Below are 15,969 nucleotides of genomic sequence, written 5' to 3'. Positions count from 1 at the left end.
GCGCCGGTTCCGTGGTCGATGCCCGCCATGCAGATAAACACCCTGATTCTCGGCGCCGGCGCAGCTGGCATGATGTGCGCGCGCTACGCGGGCGGCAGCACCCTGGTGATCGACCACGCCAAGGCGCCGGGCGAAAAGATCCGCATTTCCGGCGGCGGCCGCTGCAATTTCACCAACATGTATGCAGAGGCGAAGAACTACCTTTCCGCCAATCCGCATTTCTGCAAGTCGGCGCTGGCCCGCTACACCCAGTGGGACTTTATCGATCTGGTCAGCCGCCACGGCATCGCCTGGCACGAGAAAACCCTGGGCCAGCTGTTCTGCGACGGCTCCGCCAAGCAGATCATCGCCATGCTGACGCAGGAGATGGCGCAGGCGGGCGCGGACCTGTGGCTGCAGACCTCGGTGGAATCTGCCGAACAAGCTGCAGAAGGCTTCCGCGTCCAGCTGCTGCGGGAGGGCCAGCCGCAGACCGTCACCTGCCGCAACCTGGTGCTGGCCACCGGCGGCAAGTCGATCCCCAAGATGGGTGCCACCGGGCTTGCCTACGACCTCGCCCGCCAGTTCGGGCTGGAGGTGACGGATACGCGCCCGGCGCTGGTGCCCTTCACCTTCCCCGACGGGCGCTTCCAGCCGCTGGCCGGCACCGCCCTGCCTGCGCGCCTCAGCAACCACCGCACCGCCTTTGACGAGGCCCTGCTGTTCACCCACCGCGGCCTCTCGGGGCCCTCGGTGCTGCAGCTCTCCTCCTACTGGCGCGAGGGCGAGGAGATCACGGTGAACCTGATCCCGGAAACGCCGCTTTTCGATCTCCTGCGCGAGCAGCGCCAGGCCGAGGGCCGCCGCGACCTGACCACCGAACTCTCCCGCCACCTGCCCGGCAAGCTGGTCGATTTCCTGAAACCGGAACTCGATCTGAAAGGCCGCCTCGCCGACCAGTCCGACGCCGCACTCACCGCGCTGTGCGAAGCACTGCAAAACTGGCGCCTGCTGCCCGCCGGCACCGAAGGCTACCGCACGGCCGAAGTCACCCTGGGCGGCATCTGCACGGACGGCCTTTCCTCCAAAACCATGGAAGCCAAAACCGCCCCCGGCCTCTATGCCATCGGCGAAGCCGTGGACGTGACTGGCTGGCTTGGCGGCTACAACTTCCAATGGGCCTGGTCATCAGGCTTTGCCGCAGGCACCGCCATCGCCGCCAAGGGCTGAGCGCGGCTTTACACCAAGGCGCCTGCCTGCTATTTAGTTACCGTGATAACTTAAAAGGAGTTTCCCATGACCGCCCCCTTTCAGCTGATCGCCAAAATCACGCCAAAGCCGGACCATGCGGACGCGGTCCGGGACAGCCTGCTCAGCATTCTCGCCAAGACACGCGCCGAGCCGGGCTGCCTGAAGTTCAATCTGCTCGAGGGACGCGATGGCGGCTGTTTCTACCTGGACGAGGAATGGGCCAGCGACGACGCCCTGGCAGAACACTACGCCGCCCCCTACATCACCCCGATCTTCGCCAAATACGAGGACTGGCTGGCGGCACCGGTTGAAATCCACAAAATGACGCCGCTGGCCTGACCGCCAGTGTTCTTCCTCAAGGAGCTCCCGTCGCAGCAGATGGTCGAAGCCTTCGCCGCTCCCTGCGGCGCGGACCCTGCGCAGATAACCGGCGCCCTTGTGATGATGCGGCGCGCCAGTCTCCTCATCCGCAGGCTCGACGGCTATTTCGCCGCTCATGGGCTGTCGCAGCTGCGGTTCCTGGTGCTGATCGTGATCGACCGGGAACCGGAGCGCCAGTCGCTGACGCCGAATGAAATCGCGCAGCGGATAGATATCTCCAAGCCGGTGCTCAGCAGGACATTGCACGCACTGGAGCAGGACAGCCTGATACAGCTCGCCGCAAGCCGGACAGACGGGCGCTCCAAGGAGGTCTTTCTCACCGCAGAAGGCCGCCAGCGGCTGCATGACCTCCTCCCCGGCTATTTCAGCATCCTGTCAGCGGAGACAGCAATACCCGCCGCTGACTGACGCTCAGCCACTGCCGCGGACAGCCAGGCACCGCACCTTCCGGAGCTTTCCGCTTCGGAGCCGCCTTCGCTTGGGCAAAGGCGGCCAGGGATGACGGGCGGGGTCAAGGGAAATCGCGGAGGCTCCGCCGCAGGCGGATACCGCTATTTCCCTTGGCCGCGCGCGGCAGCTTTGACAGGCACAGGACACGTGAAGGCGGGTGCGACGCGGATTTTCCGCTTAGGTGAGCCTGAAGCCCCTTTCCCCGCTCTCCTCACCCCAGCCGCGTCTTCACTTCCGCGGTAAAATCCTCGCCGCGCTGCTCGAAGTTATCGTACTGGTCAAAGCTCGCCGCGGCAGGCGCCAGCAGCACGGTGTCGCCGTCTTGCGCGTCCGCCATCGCCCGTTCCACCGCTGCCGCCATGGTGGTGCAGACGTCTGCTTCCACATCCAGCTGCAGGGCAAAACCCGCCGCCTCGCGGCCGATCACATAGGCCTTCACCACGTTGCCAGTCCGCCCTTTCAAGGCGTCCAGACCGCCGTCCTTTTCCAGCCCGCCGCAGATCCAGCGGATGTTCTTGAAGGCACTCAAGGCTTTGACCGCACTGTCCACATTGGTCGCCTTGCTGTCATTCACATAGCGCACGCCGCCTGCCTCAGCGATGGTCTGGCTGCGGTGCGGCAGGCCGGGGAAGGTGGCCATCGCATCGCCGATCAGCCGCGGCGCCAGCCCCAGGGTGCGCGCCGCCGCATAGGCTGCGCAGGCGTTCTGGTGGTTGTGCGCCCCCGGCAGCCCCATCATCCCGCGCAGGTCGATGGAGGCCGCCTGCCGCCCCTTGCGGTACTCGCTCAAGAAGCCCTTCTTTGCAAAGACCTGCCAGCCCGGCCCGGTCAGCTTATGCGTCGCGGAAATGCGGATCACACGGTCGTCGCTGGCGCCCTCGGACAGCTGGCCCGCCAGGAACAGCCCCTCGTCCTCGTCGATGCCGATGACTGCACGGTCCGGGCCGCCCTCGGCGAACAGGCGGCGCTTGGCGGCGAAATAGCCGCCCATGCCGCCGTGCCGGTCCAGATGGTCGGGCGACAGGTTGGTGAACACCGCCACATCCGGGGTCAGCGCGCGGGCAAGCTCCGTCTGATAGCTCGACAGCTCCAAGACCACCACGCCGCCCTCGCCCGGCGGGTCGATGTCCAGCACACCGCGGCCGATGTTGCCCGCCAGCTGGCTCTCGCGGCCCGCCTCCTGCAGGATGTGATGCAAGAGCGCCACCGTGGTCGATTTGCCGTTCGATCCCGTGACCGCAACCACCCGGGGCGGCTGGTCGTGCATCTGCCACTCAGCGTCGGCAAAGGAACGGAAGAACAAGCCGATATCATTGTCCACCGGCACCCCGGCCTCCATCGCGGCGCGGATCACCGGATTGGGTTTCGGATACAGATGCGGAATGCCGGGCGAGGTGATCAGCGCCACCACATCGTCAAAGGCGCCGCCCTTGTGCAGGTCGCGGCAGGTGAACCCTTCGGCCTCAGCCGACTCCCGCGCTGCCGGGTTGTCATCCCAGCACAGCGCCTCCGCGCCGCCTGCCCGCACCGCGCGGGCGGTGGCCAGGCCGGACCGCCCCAGCCCCAGAACCGCCAGTTTCGCGCCCTCATATCCTTTGACCGGGATCATCGCCTGTACTCCCTCGAAATCTGTGCCGAAACCGCTACCCGATCCCTTCAGGCTTTGCCAGTGCCCTCAGCCAGCGCCGTCAGATTGACAAGCCCCGGCCCATGCCCGAAGTTCGCCGCGAGGCAACAGGAGGACGCGGCGCGTGGCACCGGATATGCAAAGCCTGCTCGACCGGATCAGCGCAGAGATGCGCAGCCGCACCGACCGCGGCGTGGTCGCCAGCTATATTCCCGAACTCGGGCAGGTCGACCCGGACCAGTTCGCCATCGCGGTCGCCACCGCCGATGGCAGGCTGTTTCACGCGGGCGATGCGCAGACCCGGTTTTCGGCGCAAAGCATCACCAAGGTGTTCACCCTCGCCATTGCACTCGGCCGCGCAGGCGACCAGCTCTGGAGCCGGGTCGGGCGCGAGCCTTCGGGCACCGCCTTCAATTCCATCGTCCAGCTGGAGCATGAGCGCGGCCGCCCCCGCAACCCCTTCGTCAACGCAGGCGCTATCGTCACCACGGATGAGCTGCTGGCGGGCCGCGAGCCCCGGGAAGCGCTGGCGGAAATCCTCGGCTTCATCCGCGCCGCCGCCGGCGACGAGGACATCCATATCAACAAGAACGTGGCCAGCTCGGAGACCCGCCACGGCCACCGCAACTTTGCCCATGCCAACTTCCTGGCGGCCTTCGGCAACCTCAAGAACACGCCGGAGAAAACGCTGGGCACCTATTTCCACCAATGCGCCACCGAAATGACGACGGTGCAGCTGGCCAAGGCCGGACGGTTCCTGATCGGTGCCGACAAGGGCCCCAGCATGGTGTCGCAGGGCCGGGTCCGGCGGCTGAACGCCCTGATGCTGACCTGCGGCCATTACGACGGATCGGGCGAGTTTGCCTACCGCGTCGGCCTGCCCGCCAAAAGCGGTGTCGGCGGCGGTATTCTGGCGATCGTGCCGGGCAAGGCCAGCGTTGCGGTATGGTCGCCCGGGCTGGACCATAACGGCAATTCCAAGCTGGGCACCGAAGCGATGGAGCGGCTGGCCCGCGAAATGGATTGGTCGGTGTTCTGACATCCGCGCGCCGCCCGCGTGTTGCGCAACCGCCGCACGCTGCCCTCACGCGATCTTCACCCGCCCGCGCTAGTTTCAATGCGTTGCAACGAGAAGACCAGGAGACCGGCCCCCTCAGACCACCTCCTCATTGGGTGCAGGGCGGGTCCGCACAGGCCGATAGACGGACATGGCCCCGTGGCAAGGGCCATCCGATGCTCCGCCCCTTTGGCGGCGCCGCCTTCTTCTAAAAAGACAAACCGCCCGAAGCGGCAGCCCCGAGCGGTTCCACAGATCAGAGTGTTCAAACCGCCCCGCCGGAACGTCCGGCGCGGCGGACAAAACCGGTGTGGCTCAAGGCGCCTTCAGCGTCGCCAGGCCCTTCATCGCGACCGCGGCGCCCTCCAGAGCATTTACTGAACCTATTGCCTTGCTCTCCAGCAATACCAGAGAAAAACACAGTAGATAAAAGGCAACACCAAAGAAAGACCTGTGAGGGTCCAGAAAACAACTCCCCTTCCGTCAAGTGCATCTGGCAAGATCAGTGGGACAAAAACCAATAACGCTCCAAAAAACACCATACAATGGAAGGCCTGCTTACTCTTGCCCCACCTCGCGATTTCTTCGAACCCCTGATCCGGTCTCAGCACGCCTAAGCCTCGAAACATCACAATTGCTGCATTTGCCAGCAACGCATAAGCTGGGACACTGAAGCAGATCGCTAAAGCGAGATAACTAATTAGAATAAGCGGCAGCGAGGCGTTTGCACTTCCAAGGGCATGTGACAATTTCAACAAAACATGAAACAAAATGATCGCAGCACCCGCAGATTGGAAGCAATTGGCGATCCATTCACTGTTCTTGCGCATAAAGTGGAACATTACCGCACCTTCAGCGTTGCCAGCCCGATCATCGCCAGGATCAGCGAGATGATCCAGAAACGGATCACGATGGTCGGCTCCGCCCAGCCCTTCTTTTCGTAGTGGTGATGGATCGGCGCCATCAGGAACACCCGCCGTCCGGTGCGCTTGAAGTAGAGGACCTGAATGATCACCGACAGCGCCTCGACCACGAACAGTCCGCCGACAATGGCCAGCACCAGCTCGTGCTTGGTGGCCACCGCAATCGCGCCCAGGGCACCGCCCAGGGCCAGCGATCCGGTGTCGCCCATGAACACCGCCGCAGGCGGCGCGTTGTACCACAGGAAGCCGAGGCCCGCGCCAAACAGCGCCGCGGTAAAGATCAGGATCTCGCCGGTGCCGGGCACGTAATGCACGTCCAGGTATTCGGTGAAATCGACCCGCCCCACCGCATAGGCAATCACGCCCAGCGTTCCGGCCGCAATCATCGACGGCATGATCGCCAGCCCGTCAAGGCCATCGGTCAGGTTCACCGCATTGGCCGCGCCGACGATGACGCAAATCGAAAACGGCACATAGAAGATCCCGAGATTGATCAGCGTGTCCTTGAACACCGGCAGCGCCAGCTGGTGCTGCAGCGGCTCCGGGTGATAGGCCGCAGCCCACAGCGACGCGGTCACCGCGATCAGCACCCCCAAGAGCAGCCGCACCTTGCCCGGCACGCCCTTGGTGTTTTGCTTTGAGACCTTGGCGTAATCGTCGGCAAAGCCGATGAGGCCGTAGGCCATGGTCACAAACAGAACCAGCCAGACAAAGGGGTTGTCCCAGCGCGCCCACATCAGCGTCGCGGTCAGCAGCGCACCGACGATCAGCAAGCCCCCCATGGTCGGGGTGCCCGCTTTGGTGAAATGCCCCTCCGGCCCGTCGTCGCGGATCGGCTGGCCCTTGCCCTGCCGCTTGCGCAGCACGTTGATCAGCGGCTTGCCGAACAGGAAGCCAAAGACCAGCGCGGTCAAAAAGGCGCCGCCTGCGCGGAATGTGATATAGCGGAACAGGTTGTAGAAATCCCCCCCGTCCGACAAAGCGGTCAGCCAATAGAGCATCCTGGCCCTTCCCTCGTTCTTCTTACGCGTTTTCTGAGTTGGGGCCGGATTGACCCATTTCGCGGATGCCGTCAACGATCTTGGCCAGCGCCATGCTCAAAGAACCCTTTGCCAGCACGATATCGCCGCCTTGGATTTCGCTTGCCAGACCGGGCAGCGCTTCCGCGCTGGTTGGGTACCAGCCGCCGCGCTTGCCCTCTGGCAGCGCTTTGTGCAGCGCCTGCATCAACGGGCCGATGCAATGGATCCGGTCGATGCCCTGCACCGCCTCCAGCTCCGCCAGCCCGGCGTGCAGGTCCATCTCCTGCGGGCCCAGTTCCTTCATGTCGCCCACATAGGCGATCCTGCGGCCCTCGCCCGGAGTGGCTGCCAGCACCGCCAGCGCCGCCGCCATCGAGGTCGGGTTGGCGTTGTAGCTGTCGTCCAGCAGGGTGACGGCGCCGCTGTCCAGCCGGATTGCCTCCCGCACGCCGCGGCCCTTGACCGGCGACCACAGGGCAAGGCTTTCCACGGCTTTCACCGGGTCGGCACCCAGCGCCTCGGCACAGGCCAGCGCGCCAAGCGCGTTCATTGCGAAATGCGCGCCAAGCGATTGAATGTGCAGCTCAACCTCACGGCCATTGGCGGTGGCGCGGGCGACGGTCTCCTCGCCGTCGATCCCGGCAGAGTGCAGGGTGCAGTCCTCCGCACTCTCGCCGAACCAGCAGGCAGAGACGCCCAGCTCCGTGGCCACATCCCGCAGCACATGCGCTTCAGCGATATCAGCGTTCAGCACCGCAACGCCGCCGGGCTCCAGCCCCTCAATGATCGCGGCCTTCTCGCGGGCGATGCCTTCGACGTTTTCAAAGGCTTCCAGATGCACCGCAGCCACGGTGGTCACCATTGCCACATGCGGGCGGGCCTGTTTTGCCAATGGCGCGATCTCGCCGGGGTGGTTCATGCCGATCTCGATCACCGCAAACTCGGTATCGCGCGGCATCCGCGCCAGCGTCAGCGGCACGCCCCAATGGTTGTTATAGCTGGCGACAGCCGCATGGGTGCGGCCCTGATCCGACAGCATCCGCGCCAGCATTTCCTTGGTCGAGGTCTTGCCGACCGAGCCGGTGACGGCGACGACCTTGGCCTGCGTCCGCGCGCGCGACGCCTTGCCCAAGGCCTCCAGCCCGGCCTGCACGTCGTCCACGATCAGCAGCGGCGCGTCTTCCGGCAGCCCGTCGGGAATGCGGGACACCAGCGCCGCAGCCGCGCCCTTTTCCAGCGCCTGCGCCACGAAGTCATGGCCGTCGCGGGCGGCCTTCAGGGCCACGAACATGTCGCCTGCCTCAATGGTGCGGGTGTCGATCGACAGGCCGGAGACAGCCCAATCGCCCTGCGCCTGCCCGCCAGTGGCGGCGGCGGCCTCTTCTGCGGTCCAAAGCGTCATGCGATCCTCCCGTCAAGCGCGGACACGGCAATACTGGCCTGTTCCACATCGTCAAACGGCAGCACGGTGTCGCCCACGGTCTGGCCGGTCTCATGCCCCTTGCCGCAGATGATCAGCGCATCGCCCGGCCCCAGCATGTCGGCGCCGCGCAGGATCGCCTCGGCGCGGTCGCCGATCTCGATACAGTCCGGCGCGCCGCCCTTCACGGCGGCGCGGATGATGGCCGGGTCCTCGCTGCGGGGGTTGTCGTCGGTCACGATCACCACATCGGCGTTCTGGTGCGCTGCCTGCCCCATCAGGGGCCGCTTGGTGGTGTCGCGGTCGCCGCCCGCGCCGACGATGGCAATCAGCCGTCCCAGCACATGCGGGCGCAGCGCCTTGATGGCGCTGCCGACAGCATCCGGGGTATGGGCGTAGTCGACAAACACGGCTGAGCCATTGTCCCGCTCCGCCGCCAGCTGCATCCGGCCGCGCACGGTGGTCAGATGCGGCAGGGTCTCAAACACCCGCTCCGGGTCTTCGCCGCCGGCAATCACCAGCCCGCAGGCCAAGAGCACGTTTTCCGCCTGGAAGCCGCCAATCAGATTCAGCCGCACCTGGTACGGCCGGTCATGCCAGGCAAAGCGCATGTCCTGGCCGGTGCCGTCATAGCGCAAGCCCAAGAGGCTGAGGTCGCCCAGCCCCCGGCCCACGCTGATCACCTCCTGCCCGCGGGCGGCGGCGACGGCGCGCATCTCGGCACCGCGGGGATCGTTCATGTTGATGACGGCGACGCCCTCCTCCGGCAGCACCCGGCGGAACAGGCCCGCCTTGGCGGCGAAATAAGCCTCAAACGTCTCGTGATAATCCAGATGGTCCTGGGTGAAATTGGTGAAGCCTGCCGCGGCCAGCTGCACCCCGTCCAGACGGCGCTGGTCAAGCCCGTGGGAGGACGCCTCCATCGCCGCATGGGTGACACCCGCCGCCGCGGCCTCTGCCAGGGCACGGTGCAGGGTGATGGGTTCCGGCGTGGTATGGGCCAGCGGATAGCTCCAGGCGCCTTCGATGCCGGTGGTGCCCATGTTGACGGCCTGATGGCCCAGCTCCATCCAGATCTGGCGCACGAAGGTCGCCACGGACGTCTTGCCGTTGGTGCCGGTCACCGCCACCACGGTCTGCGGCTGGCCGCCGAACCACAGGGCGGCGGCATAGGCCAGCGTCTGGCGCGGGTCCTCAACCACCACCAGCGCGGCGTGGCTTTCGTCCAGCACCTTGGCGGCGATGCCGGCCCCTGCGGCATCGGTCAGAATGGCGGAGGCGCCCTGCTCCAGCGCGGCGGGGATGAACTTGGCCCCGTGCACCTGGCTCCCGGGAAGGGCCGCGAACAGGAACCCCTCGCGCACGTCGCGGCTGTCCACCGCCAGGCCGCGGATCTGCGGGTCGGCGCCGCCGCGGGCAGTGAGCCCCAATTGGCTCAGGGGCTGGTCTGGTCTGCTGCTGCTCATGGCGGCCCTCACCTGGATTAGTTCGAGGTGAGGGTTATACCAGTCACCTCTGCGGGTTCAACTTGCGGACGCAGCCCCAACAGCGGCGCGACCCGGCCGATCATCTCAGCCGCCACCGGGGTGGCGGTCCAGCCTGCGGTGCGGCGTTCCTCGCCGTGAGCGATGATGGAGGGTTCGTCAAGCGTCACGATCAGCACGTATTTCGGGTCATGTGCCGGGAAAATAGAGGCAAAAGTGGCAATCACCTTGTCCTCGTAATAGCCGCCCTGCGGCTTGGGCTTGTCGGCGGTGCCGGTCTTGCCGCCGACCTGATAGCCGTCGACCTCGGCAAAGGAGGCGGTGCCTTCGCTCACCACCTTGCGCAGCATTTTGCGCGCGGCGGCGGCTGAGGCCTCGCTCATCACCCGTTCGCCCAGCTGCGGGCCGTTCCGTTTCAGAATCGTCGGCGCCACGTAGCGGCCGCCGTTGGCCACCGCGGCATAGCCCGCCGCCAGATGCATCGGCGTGGTGGAAATGCCGTGACCGTAAGAGATTGTCATCGCCGACAGTTCCGACCAGTTGCCGGGCAGCAGCGGCTTGCCGCCCTTCGCTTCGGAGATTTCAAACGGCGTCGGCTCCAGCATGCCCAGCGTGTCGAGGAAGCTTTTCTGCCGCTCCACCCCGATCTGCTGCGCCAGCCGCGCAGTGCCGATGTTGGAGGATTTGACGATGATCTTGGTCACCGACATCTCGTTGCCGTAGTTGCGGAAATCGCGGATCGCAAAGCGGCCCCAGCGCAGCGGTCCGCGGGTGTCGATCACGGTGTCGGCGCCGACCAGCCCCAGATCCATCGCCTGCGCGGCGGTGAAGATCTTGAAGGTGGAGCCAAGCTCATACACCCCCTGCACCGCGCGGTTGAACAGCGGGCTGACGGAGGGGTCAAAGCCGGAGGCCGGCGGGCGCGGACGGTCGTTGGGGTCGAAGTCCGGGAAAGAGACGACCGAGATCACCTCGCCCGTATGCGCATCCATCAGGATTGAGGTGGCGCCCTTGGCGTTCATCAGCTTCATGCCGCCATGCAGAACCTGCTCTGCGGCCGCCTGCACGGTCAGGTCGAGGGACAGCTGCAGCGGCTTGCCCGCATTGGCCGGGTCGCGCAGGTAATCGTCGAACTGGCGCTCGACACCGGCGACGCCGATCACCTCGGCGGCGTTCACGCCTTCCTTGCCGAAACCGGCACCGCCCAGCACATGCGCGGCCAGGCTGCCGTTCGGATAGAGGCGCATTTCGCGCGGCCCGAACATCAGGCCCGGATCGCCGATATCATGCACCGCCTGGAGCTGCTCGGGGCTGATTTTCTTCTTTACCCACAGGAACTTGCGCTTGCCGGTGAAGTCCTTGATCAGCCGTTCGCGGTCCAGGTCGGGGAAAATTTCCACCAGCTTTTCCGCAGCACCAACAGGGTCGATCATCTGCGGCGGCTGAGCATAAAGGGAATGGGTTTCGAAATTGGTGGCCAGCAGGCGCCCGTCGCGGTCGACGATATCGGCGCGCTGCATGGCGATGGCGCTGCCCGGCACGCTGGCCACGGGTTCTGCCGGTTCTGACACCGCGGTCATCGCCATGCGGGCAATGATCGCCCCGAAGGCGCAAACAAAGAACAGCCCCAGCACCAAAAGCCGCCCCTCGGCGCGCTGGCGGGCCTGCACCTGCATTTCCTGATGGCGCAGGCTGAGGTTTTCGCGTTCGATCGCGTCCGGGTTCGCGCCGGTTGCGCGGGCATGAAGGACACGGGCCAGCGGGCGGAGCGGTGTGCGGATCATGGCCGTGTCCCCGCATTCAGGCCCGAAACCTCGACCTCGTTGGTGATCTCCAGGTCCGGCAGCACCGGGTAGGAGACCTCATCCACCCGCCCGAACTGGTCGGGGCGCAGCGGCAGCAGGCCGAGGCGGTCGAAATTGATGTCGGCCAGATCGCGCAGCCGCTGCGGGCGGTTGAGATAGGCCCACTCGGCGCGCAGCACGCTGAGGCGCACCTGCGCCGCGCCGATCTGCTGCTGCAGGGCGCGGGTTTCCTTCAGCACCTGCTGGGTGGCGTAGTTTTCGCGGTAGGCCCAAAAGGCAAGGCCGAACACAGCCAGACAAGTTGCGGCATACAGCAGGGTCTTCATTTACGCGTCTCTTTCAGCTGCGGCATTCCAAGGTCCTTGGCCGAGATCGGCCCCGGCGCGGCATCGGTGCGGCGCCCGACCCGCAGGCGGGCGGAACGGGCACGGGGGTTTTCGGCCAGCTCCTGCTCGTCCGGGCCAACCGCTTTGCGGGTGACCAGTTCGAACTGGGGCGGGGTTTCCTCCTGCTCCGGCGCATAGCGGTTGGCGCGGCCGGTCTTGCCTGCGCGGTGCTGGAAGAAACGTTTGACCATCCGGTCCTCGACCGAGTGGAAGGTGACGACGGCCAGAAGCCCGCCGGGCTTCAGCGCGCGCTCGGCGGCCAGGAGGCCCTCGAACAGTTCGTCATATTCGGCGTTCACCGCGATGCGCAGGCCCTGGAAGCTGCGGGTCGCGGGGTGCGACTGGCCGGGCTTGGGGCGCGGCAGGCAGCTTTCAATGATACCGGCAAGGCGCAGGGTGGTGGTGATCGGTTCGATCTCGCGCTCGCGGACGATGGCCTTGGCGATGCGGCGGCTGGCGCGTTCCTCGCCGTAGTGGAACAGGATATCGGCGATCTGCGCCTCGGTCAGCTCTGCGATCAGGTCGGCGGCGGAGGGGCCGGACTGCGACATCCGCATGTCCAGCGGGCCGTCCTTCATGAAGGAGAAGCCGCGTTCGGCCAGGTCCAACTGCATGGAAGAGACGCCAAGGTCCAGAACAACGCCATCCAGGTCCTGGGCATATTCATCCATGCGGGAGAAAACGCCCTGCTGCAGGATCAGGCGGCCGCCGTACTGCCCCGCCCAGGGCTTGGCGAGTTCAAAAGCCAGCGGGTCGCGATCAACCCCGATCACCTGCTCTGCCCCGGCCTCCAGCAGGCCACGGGTATAGCCGCCGGCGCCGAAGGTTCCGTCCAGCCAGCGGCCGGTGACAGGCGCCACCGCCTGCAACAGCGGGCGCAGAAGAACGGGGATGTGGGGACCATTGGCAGCTTTCTGGTCCTGGGTCATGTCTTAAGCGCTCCCGGCGCCATCTAGGAATTCCATCGGATCGAAGTCGTCGGGCAGCTCTTCCATCCATTTCTCGGCCTGAGCCAGTTCCTCAGCCTCGTAGGTTTCCGGCTTCCAGATCTGGAAGGTGTCGCCCGCGGCGATGAAAAAGGCCTCGGCCTCCAGATCAATCTTCTGGCGCAGCTTGGCGGGCAGCACCAGGCGGCCGGTCTCATCCACATTGGTCGGGAAGGACTGGCCGTGGAACATCCGCTGCAGCATCTTGCGCTGCATCGAGCCGCGCGGCAGCTGGTCGATCTTGGCGTCGACCTCTTCGATTGCCTCTATAGTATAGCATTCCAGGAAATTGCGGCGATGGTCGCCGTAGACAATCACCAGTTCGGGGTTCTGGCCGGGCTGCCAGTTCGGATCGGCGGCCTCCAGCACACGGCGAAAGGAGGCGGGGATTGACACCCGCCCCTTGCTGTCCACCTTGTGGTGGCTTTCGCCTCTGAACCTGCGGCCCAATTTCCCGTCCTTTTCGCGCGTCCCTCGCGTTAACCCGTCCCCCAGAATGAAAAGGGGCGGGTTGATCTGCTGCCACTGATCAACCCGCCGCCTTGGCCCGCTTTGCGGGATGTCCGACTGCGCGCGCCACCTGGGGGGATGTCTGCTCGCTCGCGCGCCGGATCTCTTGGTTCGATGAAAGCGAAGGCCTGTATGAAACCTGCTTGTTTTGTTTTTGGCTTGGGGTCGTTTGGCGCCCCGTCCCTCGTCTCATCCGATGAACAAGGGATACTATGGGAATTGATGGCCCTGCAACTGTTTTTTGCGGGAACCTGCCGAGGCCTTGACAGTGCATCAGCAGATTCGCCCCAGATTCGTGGCCAACTCAGGACCAATTCCGGAACTTGTTGTGAGTTAATGCAACGCAAACACTACATATAGAGGGGAGTTGCGGCTGCAAATTTTTTCCCATAGTTTCCCGCGATTCCGTCAGACGACTCGCAAATTCTGCCAATGTTCGCGCAACGTTCGCAAATCACCTCATCCCCTCGCGCCGGAAATTCCTGTTATCAGCGTTTCAGCACGGGGTGATTCGTGCTGGCAAGAGGGAACAGGCGGAAAAACGGGCCATGATTTCCCATGGCGCCCATGATTTCCCGCAGATCCCGTAATTTCCCAGCCGTCCCATGGTTTCCCGCCTGCCCTGCAGGCCTTTGCCCTGTGCGGCCTGTCCCATCCGCTCCCGGTTCCGGCAGGCAATCCCATCAGCGCCCATGTGCGGGCCGCAAACAGCAGCAGGCCCGCCACAGGGGGCGGGCCATCCGATCGTATTTATAGAGAGAGAGTGCGTGCCCGCGGGGCGTCAGGCCATACCGCCGCCGATCAGCCCCTCTGCGATCCGGGCATAGGCCTGGGCCATTGCGCCCTCGCCCGCGGCCACCGGCGTGCCGCTGTCGCCCGCCAGCCGGGTGTCCAGATCAATCGGCAATGCTCCGAGCAGCGGCAGGCCCAGAGACTCGGCCTCGGCCGCGACGCCGCCATGGCCGAAGATGTGATGCTCGCCGCCGCAATCCGGGCAGGTGAAGAAGGACATGTTCTCAATCAGCCCCAGCACCGGGGTCTTCAGCGTCTTGAACATGTCCATCGCCTTGCGCGCATCCAAGAGCGCCACGTCCTGCGGGGTGGATACCACGATGGCGCCCGACAGCTCTGCCTTGGTGCAGAGGGTCAGCTGCACGTCGCCGGTGCCGGGCGGCAGGTCAACGATCAGCACGTCCAGCTCGCCCCAGTTCACTTGCCCCAGCATCTGCTGCAGCGCCCCCATCAGCATCGGGCCGCGCCAGACCACCGCCTTGCCTTCCTCCAGCATGAAGCCGATCGACATCAGGGTGACGCCATGGGCGTGCAGCGGTTCGATGGTCTTGCCGTCGGGGCTGGCGGGGCGGCCCTTGGCGCCCATCATGCGGGGCTGGGAGGGACCATAGATATCGGCGTCCAGCAGCCCCACCTTGCGGCCCTGTTTCGCCAGAGCCACGGCGAGATTCGACGATACGGTGGATTTGCCCACCCCGCCCTTGCCGGAGGCAATCGCCAGGATGCGCTTGACGCCTGCGGGTTTCAGCGGCTCCGCCTGCGGTTTCGGGTGGCCGCCGACCTTGAGGCTGGGCGCAGGCTGCTGCGGCGCGTGGGCGGTCAGCGCGGCGGAGACGGTTTCGACGCCCTCGATGGACAGCACCGCCGCCTCGGCCGCCTTGCGCAGGGGCTCCATCAGCTTGGCGATCTCAAGGCTGGGGGCCTCGATCACAAAGCTGACCTTGCTGCCGTCGATCCGCAGCGCCCGCAGCATGTCGCGCGACACCAGCGTGCCGCCGTCCGGCAGGGCCAGCCGCTCCAGCGCTGCGTGAATCTGATCCTGGGTGACCGGCATGTCTGCTCTCCTGCGTGTTATCCGGCACATATATATGCGGCGGCGGCAGCGCTTGAAACCCGCCAGGCCCGATTGCCGCATATGGGCCGCGGAGACCGGATGCGCGGCCTGTCAACAGGCGGCGCCCGAAGCCATGCAGAAACCGCCGCGCGGTGCCGCAAAATTATACAGATGCGCAACGCGCTGCCGAAATTATTGTCATATTCCAGTTACATACCCATACGTCACCCATGCAGATGCTGCATAGCAGCAATGACGAAGCACGGGATTGCGACTCCCGGGGAGATCCCTAAATTATGGCTCAAGCGGCGCCGCTGAGGCGCAAGACGCAGATGACGAAACGGCTGGATGAAGGAACACGACCATGGCTGCAGCACATCAAATCTCCGCGGTGAGCGTAGCATCCCCGGCCGGCTTCCTGAACGCGCTGCTGGTGAAGTTCACCCGCTACCGCCTGTACCGCCAGACCGTCAATGAGCTGTCGGCGCTGTCGGGCCGCGAGCTGGCGGACCTGGGGCTGAGCCGCTGCGAAATCAAGCGCGTCGCCTACCAGGCCGCTTACGAGAACAACTGATAGAGATCAGGCTCTTCCTCCTCCTCCCTTTGAAGAGCCTGTCCTACGCGGCGGCATCCTCCTCCTCCCTGATGCCGCCGCACCCTATACCGGTCTTGAAGCCGGGCTTGAATCACCGGGGTCTCCTCCTCCCTTTTCCCCGGTGTTTGACAGAACGGCGGTGCCCCTCCTCCTCCCTGGGCGCCGCCGTTTCTTGTTTTTCAGGACATCACATCAAAGCCCCCGCACCCTTGCGGCATGCCGGAAGCGTGCTGCAGGCAAGCGGCTG

15 protein-coding genes are annotated in these 15,969 nt (G+C 65.3%); 5 read left to right on the top strand and 10 right to left on the bottom strand.

The window, feature by feature from the left end:
* Nucleotides 1-27 precede the first annotated feature (27 nt).
* The 3 genes from ACTRWG_RS17630 to ACTRWG_RS17620 all read left to right on the top strand — a co-directional run bounded on the left by ACTRWG_RS17630 (nucleotide 28) and on the right by ACTRWG_RS17620 (nucleotide 2,019).
* Complete coding sequence (locus tag ACTRWG_RS17630) at nucleotides 28-1,209, top strand: BaiN/RdsA family NAD(P)/FAD-dependent oxidoreductase (protein WP_462829706.1); 1,182 nt, start codon at nucleotides 28-30, stop codon at nucleotides 1,207-1,209.
* Between the two features lie 66 nt (nucleotides 1,210-1,275).
* Nucleotides 1,276-1,569: a putative quinol monooxygenase gene (locus ACTRWG_RS17625; protein WP_027237009.1), complete on the top strand. Its 294-nt coding sequence runs from the start codon at nucleotides 1,276-1,278 to the stop codon at nucleotides 1,567-1,569.
* A gap of 6 nt (nucleotides 1,570-1,575) precedes the next feature.
* The gene (locus ACTRWG_RS17620; RefSeq protein ID WP_027237008.1) at nucleotides 1,576-2,019 is read left to right on the top strand and encodes a MarR family winged helix-turn-helix transcriptional regulator; all 444 of its coding nucleotides are present in this window, start codon (nucleotides 1,576-1,578) and stop codon (nucleotides 2,017-2,019) included.
* Nucleotides 2,020-2,272: 253 nt separating this feature from the next.
* Here ACTRWG_RS17620 and murD read toward each other — a convergent pair whose 3' ends face one another.
* Nucleotides 2,273-3,670, bottom strand: coding sequence for a UDP-N-acetylmuramoyl-L-alanine--D-glutamate ligase (murD, locus tag ACTRWG_RS17615; RefSeq protein ID WP_027237007.1), 1,398 nt, complete (start codon nucleotides 3,668-3,670; stop codon nucleotides 2,273-2,275).
* A 154-nt stretch (nucleotides 3,671-3,824) separates the two neighbouring features.
* Between murD and ACTRWG_RS17610 the strand changes: the two genes are divergently transcribed.
* Complete coding sequence (locus ACTRWG_RS17610) at nucleotides 3,825-4,727, top strand: glutaminase (RefSeq protein ID WP_409359728.1); 903 nt, start codon at nucleotides 3,825-3,827, stop codon at nucleotides 4,725-4,727.
* Nucleotides 4,728-5,128: 401 nt separating this feature from the next.
* On the opposite strand, the gene ACTRWG_RS17605 is transcribed toward ACTRWG_RS17610, so the two are convergent.
* The 9 genes from ACTRWG_RS17605 to ACTRWG_RS17565 form a co-directional block, all read right to left on the bottom strand.
* Nucleotides 5,129-5,587 carry a hypothetical protein gene (locus tag ACTRWG_RS17605; protein ID WP_027237005.1) on the bottom strand — a complete coding sequence of 153 codons (459 nt, stop codon included), beginning with the start codon at nucleotides 5,585-5,587 and terminating at the stop codon, nucleotides 5,129-5,131.
* Nucleotides 5,587-6,669 carry a phospho-N-acetylmuramoyl-pentapeptide-transferase gene (gene mraY, locus ACTRWG_RS17600; RefSeq protein ID WP_027237004.1) on the bottom strand — a complete coding sequence of 361 codons (1,083 nt, stop codon included), beginning with the start codon at nucleotides 6,667-6,669 and terminating at the stop codon, nucleotides 5,587-5,589. Before mraY ends, ACTRWG_RS17605 begins: the two co-directional genes overlap by 1 nt.
* A 22-nt stretch (nucleotides 6,670-6,691) precedes the next feature.
* Nucleotides 6,692-8,092, bottom strand: a complete 1,401-nt coding sequence (locus tag ACTRWG_RS17595) for a UDP-N-acetylmuramoyl-tripeptide--D-alanyl-D-alanine ligase (protein ID WP_462829705.1) — start codon at nucleotides 8,090-8,092, stop codon at nucleotides 6,692-6,694.
* Nucleotides 8,089-9,576 (bottom strand): UDP-N-acetylmuramoyl-L-alanyl-D-glutamate--2,6-diaminopimelate ligase, encoded by a 1,488-nt coding sequence (locus ACTRWG_RS17590; RefSeq protein ID WP_027237002.1) that lies wholly within the window; start codon nucleotides 9,574-9,576, stop codon nucleotides 8,089-8,091. Before ACTRWG_RS17590 ends, ACTRWG_RS17595 begins: the two co-directional genes overlap by 4 nt.
* A gap of 17 nt (nucleotides 9,577-9,593) precedes the next feature.
* Nucleotides 9,594-11,378, bottom strand: a complete 1,785-nt coding sequence (locus tag ACTRWG_RS17585) for a peptidoglycan D,D-transpeptidase FtsI family protein (protein WP_027237001.1) — start codon at nucleotides 11,376-11,378, stop codon at nucleotides 9,594-9,596.
* Entirely contained in the window at nucleotides 11,375-11,725 is a 351-nt protein-coding gene (ftsL, locus tag ACTRWG_RS17580; RefSeq protein WP_027237000.1) for a cell division protein FtsL, read from the bottom strand. The genes ACTRWG_RS17585 and ftsL overlap by 4 nt, the downstream gene beginning before the upstream one ends.
* Nucleotides 11,722-12,714 carry a 16S rRNA (cytosine(1402)-N(4))-methyltransferase RsmH gene (rsmH, locus tag ACTRWG_RS17575; RefSeq protein WP_462829704.1) on the bottom strand — a complete coding sequence of 331 codons (993 nt, stop codon included), beginning with the start codon at nucleotides 12,712-12,714 and terminating at the stop codon, nucleotides 11,722-11,724. Before rsmH ends, ftsL begins: the two co-directional genes overlap by 4 nt.
* A 3-nt stretch (nucleotides 12,715-12,717) precedes the next feature.
* Nucleotides 12,718-13,221 carry a division/cell wall cluster transcriptional repressor MraZ gene (gene mraZ / locus ACTRWG_RS17570; protein ID WP_259956871.1) on the bottom strand — a complete coding sequence of 168 codons (504 nt, stop codon included), beginning with the start codon at nucleotides 13,219-13,221 and terminating at the stop codon, nucleotides 12,718-12,720.
* An 841-nt stretch (nucleotides 13,222-14,062) separates the two neighbouring features.
* Nucleotides 14,063-15,127, bottom strand: a complete 1,065-nt coding sequence (locus tag ACTRWG_RS17565; RefSeq protein WP_260027816.1) for an Mrp/NBP35 family ATP-binding protein — start codon at nucleotides 15,125-15,127, stop codon at nucleotides 14,063-14,065.
* A 364-nt stretch (nucleotides 15,128-15,491) separates the two neighbouring features.
* Between ACTRWG_RS17565 and ACTRWG_RS17560 the strand changes: the two genes are divergently transcribed.
* Nucleotides 15,492-15,701, top strand: coding sequence for a DUF1127 domain-containing protein (locus ACTRWG_RS17560; protein ID WP_027236996.1), 210 nt, complete (start codon nucleotides 15,492-15,494; stop codon nucleotides 15,699-15,701).
* Nucleotides 15,702-15,969 lie beyond the last annotated feature (268 nt).

It is taken from the genome of Leisingera sp. G5_S3_59_S7 (assembly GCF_054968485.1).
This window is presented reverse-complemented; position numbering and strand designations above follow the sequence as displayed.